This is a genomic window from Gluconobacter sphaericus (genome assembly GCF_016757795.1).
Classification (GTDB): Bacteria; Pseudomonadota; Alphaproteobacteria; order Acetobacterales; family Acetobacteraceae; genus Gluconobacter; species Gluconobacter sphaericus.
In genome coordinates, this window is sequence record NZ_CP068425.1 from 1 (window position 1) to 5,226 (window position 5,226).

Annotated in this window: 7 protein-coding genes; 2 read left to right on the forward strand and 5 right to left on the reverse strand. The window is 56.3% G+C overall.

Features of this window, described 5'->3' with window-relative positions; translation table 11 throughout:
* Positions 1-230: 230 nt before the first annotated feature.
* Positions 231-1,301 carry a MobQ family relaxase gene (gene mobQ / locus IGS75_RS15330; RefSeq protein WP_237469205.1) on the forward strand — a complete coding sequence of 357 codons (1,071 nt, stop codon included), beginning with the start codon at positions 231-233 and terminating at the stop codon, positions 1,299-1,301.
* Positions 1,302-1,342: 41 nt separating this feature from the next.
* Here the strand turns inward: mobQ and IGS75_RS15335 are convergent, their stop codons facing one another.
* Positions 1,343-1,951, reverse strand: a complete 609-nt coding sequence (locus IGS75_RS15335) for a PDDEXK family nuclease (RefSeq protein ID WP_237469207.1) — start codon at positions 1,949-1,951, stop codon at positions 1,343-1,345.
* Positions 1,952-1,989: 38 nt separating this feature from the next.
* Positions 1,990-2,211 (reverse strand): helix-turn-helix domain-containing protein, encoded by a 222-nt coding sequence (locus IGS75_RS15340; protein WP_202259194.1) that lies wholly within the window; start codon positions 2,209-2,211, stop codon positions 1,990-1,992.
* Positions 2,212-2,289: 78 nt separating this feature from the next.
* Here IGS75_RS15340 and IGS75_RS15345 point away from each other — a divergent pair, with 78 nt between their 5' ends.
* Positions 2,290-3,294, forward strand: coding sequence for a DNA-methyltransferase (locus tag IGS75_RS15345; RefSeq protein ID WP_202259198.1), 1,005 nt, complete (start codon positions 2,290-2,292; stop codon positions 3,292-3,294).
* Positions 3,295-3,375: 81 nt separating this feature from the next.
* Here IGS75_RS15345 and IGS75_RS15350 read toward each other — a convergent pair whose 3' ends face one another.
* From IGS75_RS15350 to IGS75_RS15360, 3 genes are all read right to left on the reverse strand, one after another.
* Positions 3,376-3,945 (reverse strand): helix-turn-helix domain-containing protein, encoded by a 570-nt coding sequence (locus IGS75_RS15350; RefSeq protein WP_202259188.1) that lies wholly within the window; start codon positions 3,943-3,945, stop codon positions 3,376-3,378.
* Positions 3,946-4,281: 336 nt separating this feature from the next.
* On the reverse strand, positions 4,282-4,818 hold the full coding sequence (locus IGS75_RS15355; protein WP_202259190.1) for a replication protein: 537 nt from the start codon (positions 4,816-4,818) through the stop codon (positions 4,282-4,284).
* Positions 4,815-5,072, reverse strand: coding sequence for a mobilization protein (locus IGS75_RS15360; protein ID WP_006560192.1), 258 nt, complete (start codon positions 5,070-5,072; stop codon positions 4,815-4,817). The genes IGS75_RS15355 and IGS75_RS15360 overlap by 4 nt, the downstream gene beginning before the upstream one ends.
* Positions 5,073-5,226: the final 154 nt, after the last annotated feature.

Below are 5,226 nucleotides of genomic sequence, written 5' to 3' on the forward strand. Positions count from 1 at the left end.
TGTTTCACAATGCGTGCGTAGAAAGGATAAAATATGGCTGACTCAGATATGGAAAAATGGATTAAAATTATCGAAGCTTACAACCAAGCTGAATATGGAACCAAAGGGTGGAAGGTCACGGTCGTTGGTCCAGATGCTAACGGGAATTGCAGCATAGCTTTAGTTCCCCCTTCTCCTCTACCGCCGCCTCCGACGACCCCGTAATTATTCTTTGAATGATTAAATAGGCCGTGGCGATCTATCATCTGTCCGTCAAATCCATCTCGCGCTCGGCCGGTCGTAGCGTTGTGGCTGCTGCTGCCTATCGTGCCGGCCAGGAACTGACGGACGAACGGCAGGGCCTGACGCACGACTACACCCGGAAACAGGGGGTAGAAGATGCGTTTATCGTGGCCCCGGATGGCGCGGATTGGGCGCTGGACCGGAATGCCCTGTGGAACGCAGCCGAGGCGGCCGAGAAGAGGAAGGACGCCAAGACCGGCCGGGAATACGAGTTGGCATTACCGGCCGAGCTGGACGTGGGCGTACGGAAAGAACTGGCCCGGGATTTCGCCCGTGAGCTGGTGGAGCGGTACGGGGTGGTGGCCGATGTGGCGATCCATGAACCCGGCCGGGAAGGGGACAACCGGAACCATCACGCCCATATCCTCACCACGACCCGGACGGCCGGGGAGGACGGTCTGGGGGCCAAGACGCGGGTTCTGGACGTGGCCAGCACCGCCTCGGCCGAGATCGAGCACATGCGGGGTGTGTGGGCGCGCCAGGTGAACATGGCGCTTGAACGGCACCAGGTCGAACAGCGGGTGGATCACCGGAGCTTTGAGCGCCAGGGGAAGGAACAGGAGCCGACCCGGCACATGGGGGTATCAGCAACCGCCATGGAGCGGCAGGCGGCTCGCGAGATCCCCGGCCGGGAACCCGTGACGGATCTCGGGAAGCAGAATGCGGAGATCCGCGAGCGGAATCGTGTTCTTGAGGCGGCCCGCAAGGCCGTGGAGAAGGCGCAGGAGCTATTCTCCGGCCTTGAGAAAAAGGCCCGGCAGGCGGTTGGTCTGGCCCGGAAGATCGGGCAGCGGCTGGAGCAGCAGCGGGAAGCCGAACGCCAGAGGCAGGAACTGGCGCGTCAGGCCGAGATCAGACGCCAGCAGGATATCCGGGCGGCCGAGGAAGTCCGGAAAGCCGCCGAACTGGAGAGGCAAAAGCAGCGTCAGAAGGAGGCCGAACTGGTCCAGTCCCGAGGTATGTCACGCGGCAGGAGCCGAGGTCGGGACTACGACGGCGGGCCAGGGATGGGCTTTTAGAGAAAGCGACCGTACGTTTTTGACCGTCCTCTACCCGGTTTCTACTTTGCTCGTTTTCCTTGCTTGCGCATCACCGCGACGGGATTGTCGCCCGCAGTTGGGTCCTTTTTTAAGTCGGCAATTGCTTCTGCTTTTGCCTTGCGGCGGTTAGCTGATTCTTTGGTGCGTTCGCGACGGATTGCTGATGCCGCGTCGAGGTTGAGCGGCTTGCTGTCCTCATAGAGACATTCGCCATGTTCGCAGACAAATTTGAGCGGTATCTTCGGGTTGTTGATATCTTTTTGCTCGTTCGTCCACTTCTTCTCCCATGCGGAGAAGTAGGTCTCGAGCTTGACGGCAGGCATAAAGAACGCGCGGCGCATCTCTATCCCTTCATAGATAGCGAACACCCAACGGGCTTTTCGATATTTTTCGATGATGGGAATGTTGATGTGATGGTTGGTCGAGAAACCGGCGGTCAGCCAGATGTTGACGCTTTTAAGCTCATATTCGCGGCCTTCCACGTCTGTGGCGTCATTGCCCTCGCGGCCCGGAATGCCCTGTAGGTTAAGAGCCAGCAGCATCTGTAAAATTTTGCCGCCATTGTCCTGAAATATGTCATCGATCCCATGCTCGGTTGCGAGTTTTTGAAACTCACGTACGGCGGGCATTAGTTTTTCCAGTCGGTCCCAATCTGGGTGTTTCGCCATCAGTCCACAAGCTCCGCTACGGAGACACCGAGGGCGAGAGCAAGTTTTTGAAGATTGTCGAGGCCGACATTGCGCTCGCAGCGCTCTATGCCGCCAAGATAATTCCGATGAATGCCTGCCAGCTCAGCAAGCGCCTCTTGGCTCAGGTTGCGTTCGCCTCGTGCCTTGCGCAGGTTGGCCGCGAGAGCCTCGCGCGCTGGATTAAGAGAACCTGTTTTCACACTGAAATGTGTTGCTGCGAGACCACTATGAGTCTACACACTATGAGTGTGATATGAGGAGTTGGGCCGTTGGCCGGTATTCAAATTGAGGGCCTACGGCCAAGTTACACCACTAGTGGCGGCGCAGCTTTTTGTGGTGACTCACGTGAGCTTCTGGCGCGTCTACCCGACGAAAGCCTTGATCTTGTGATGACCTCGCCGCCTTTCGCACTTCAAAGGCACAAAGCATATGGAGGGCTGGATCAAGTTGAATACTTGGATTGGTTAATCGAGTTTGCTCGCCTCGTTTACGCCAAGCTTAAGCCGACAGGTAGTTTCGTGATGGACGTGGGGGGAGCCTACCAGAAAGGCGTTCCCACACGTTCGCTTTACCACTTGCGCTTGCCGATCCGGTTTTGTGACGAGATCGGATTCTTTCTTGCTGAAGACTTTTACTGGTTTAATCCCGCGAAGCTGCCGTCGCCGATCGAATGGGTGAACAAGCGGAAGATCAGGGCAAAAGACTCAGTAAATAATCTGTGGTGGTTCTCAAAGTCTGAATGGCCCAAGGCCAACACGCGCAAAGTGCTCACCCCTTACAGCGACCGCATGATCAAGCTTATGGAAGACCCTGATAAATTTTATAAACCGGGGATGCGTCCTTCTGGACACGATATTGGAAAGGGATTCGCCAAGAACAACGGCGGTGCGATCCCGTCGAACCTGCTGCAAATTCCAAATACAGAATCGAATGGCGGCTATGTTGCAGGTTGTAAATTGGTCGGTGCTGATCGCCACCCGGCACGTTTTCCGTCCAAGCTACCTGAGTTTTTTATCCGCTTTCTTACCGATCCAGGCGACACCGTACTCGATATTTTCGCCGGATCGAACACAACGGGTATGGTTGCGGAAAGGGAGGGTAGGCGATGGCTCGCCTTCGAAGATAGGCAGGATTATTTGGCTGCAAGTGTGTTCCGCTTCCTGCCGAAAGAGACGCCACCTGAGGAGATGCAGTCTGCCTTCGCCGCGGTTTCTTCGGGGAAGTCCGTAGATTTGACCAGATACATGCCGCAGGTTGAGATGTTTAATACTGCGGCGGAGTAATCAATTGGGCTTTTAGAGCGGCAGATTTCATATTGTTTATGATTTCTTCTGCCTTGGTGGCGAGTGCGTTGGAAGTATAGGTTATGATTTTCCTCCTTGAACGACTTCCAGATTAGCCCCAGGCTTAGGAATTAGGGCAAGTTCATCCTGTGTGGCGCGGCTTCCTACTTCGGCCACATGCTTGTTCATGTAGTATCGGACCAATCCTGGTCCACGCATGCCCGCGATCTTTTCCCGTTCAGAGAAAATTGCGCCAAACGCCACCAGTTCATTCATGATTTGGCTGATGTGATTAACTGGAACACCTACCTGTTCCGCAATTTCTTCGCGCGTCAGCATGACCTGCCCTGTGTGCGGCATGAGATGATCGAACAGGAGCGTCCAGACTGATACAGCTTTCATGGGGCGCTTACTGTTTTCCATAAGCCAGAGGGTGACGGCGCGATTTTGAGCAGGACGGATCATGACGAACGGCTCCGTAGTTCCGGGGTCTGGCGTAGTAAGGTTCTTGATCTGGACATACAGCCGCCCGACCGCATCCCCCATAGCCCCACCGTTATCCGCAAACGGAAGCAGAGCCTGTTTGAGAAGGTCGGCCTGATCTTCTTGAAGCCGATCTTTGCGGGTTTTAAGGCGGGTCACATTCCGCATGTGGGGAACCTCTGTATAGAGACCGATTAGGTATCACGTGGTGATATCTTATGGTATCACCACGTGATACCTAATGGCAAAGCGTTTTTTGCGGATTCCCAACGAAAACCGACCATCAGCTAATTTCTAGATAGAATAAAGATATTTATTCCCCCCTATGGTCCCCCCTTAGAACGGTGGAAAAACAAGCTTTTTAGGCCTGTTCCGGCGCCCTGCGGGCGGGCTACGCCGCTCCCGCTCCGCGCTCGCCCGGCCCCTGTGATGCCGGCAGAAACGGGCAGGAGAAAATGGCTAAAGAGGCGATGAGGGGCTGGTATCTTCCCATCCCGGTGACGGTCAGGGAAGATACCAGCCCATGACCTGCCCTTTGGCGTCTGCGTTCGGGAAGCAGACCGTGCCGCCTTTCTGGCGTTCCGTGGTCCAGCCGTTCCCCTGACACAGGGACAGCATGTCGAGGCTACCCCGTCGATCAAGGCCATAGGCCCGCTGTCCGGCCGGGGTATTGGCCCATGAGGCGGCGGCCTGTTCATTCCGGGCTGCCTGATACCCTTCCGCCTGCCCTTTTTCGGTTCCTGACCTCTGGCCGAGGAAATATCCCCCGCCAAATGCCACCAGAACAGTCAGGAGACCCGTCAGACCCGTCCAGAGTAGGGATGAACGTATTTCCGTCTGGCTGGCCTGTAGCGCCACCTGTGAGGCTTCTGTGGCCTGTTTGAGCGCATCCTGCATTTCAGCCGACAGGGCGTGTTCTTGCTGGCTCCGGATCGTCTGATCGGATCGGACGGTTCGAAGCAGGCGGTTTGTCTCCGCCATTTCCCGGCTGAGCTGGTCGAACGCGGCCAGCCCGTCCTCCAGCTCGCGTTCGTTGGTCATGACCGGTCAGGCTCCGGCTTCTGCCAGCCCTCGAACGCCTTGTGGTCATGGTCGCGGGTGATGCGTTTCATCAGCTCGTCAATGACCCGGCCGAAGCGTTCATCCTTTCCGGCCGCATCAATCAGCAACCCACCCAGAATGACCTTCCTGCGGGTGTCCAGCTTGCGTTCCTCAGCGTTCTGTCTGGCGAGCAAAGCCTGATACCGGGCCTTGGCCTGCTCGACCTGCTGTTTTGCTTTCTCGATGGGTGTCATTTTTTCTCCCGCCCCAAGTGGGTGCAATGGTCTGTTGTCGTTCCTGTCCCCGCGTGATCCTGTTGATGATATCCGATTTTTCGGAAGTTTCCTTGATTCGTCGTGGAGTGCAAACAACCCTTGCGACGATAGTAGTAAGGGCGCACTTTAGCAT

What these genes read in the sequence shown, in the direction of transcription:
- IGS75_RS15360 (WP_006560192.1), bottom strand. Translation starts at nt 5,072, where the DNA reads ATGACACCCATCGAGAAAGCAAAACAGCAGGTCGAGCAGGCCAAGGCC.
- IGS75_RS15350 (WP_202259188.1), bottom strand. Translation starts at nt 3,945, where the DNA reads ATGCGGAATGTGACCCGCCTTAAAACCCGCAAAGATCGGCTTCAAGAA.
- IGS75_RS15355 (WP_202259190.1), bottom strand. Translation starts at nt 4,818, where the DNA reads ATGACCAACGAACGCGAGCTGGAGGACGGGCTGGCCGCGTTCGACCAG.
- IGS75_RS15335 (WP_237469207.1), bottom strand. Translation starts at nt 1,951, where the DNA reads ATGCCCGCCGTACGTGAGTTTCAAAAACTCGCAACCGAGCATGGGATC.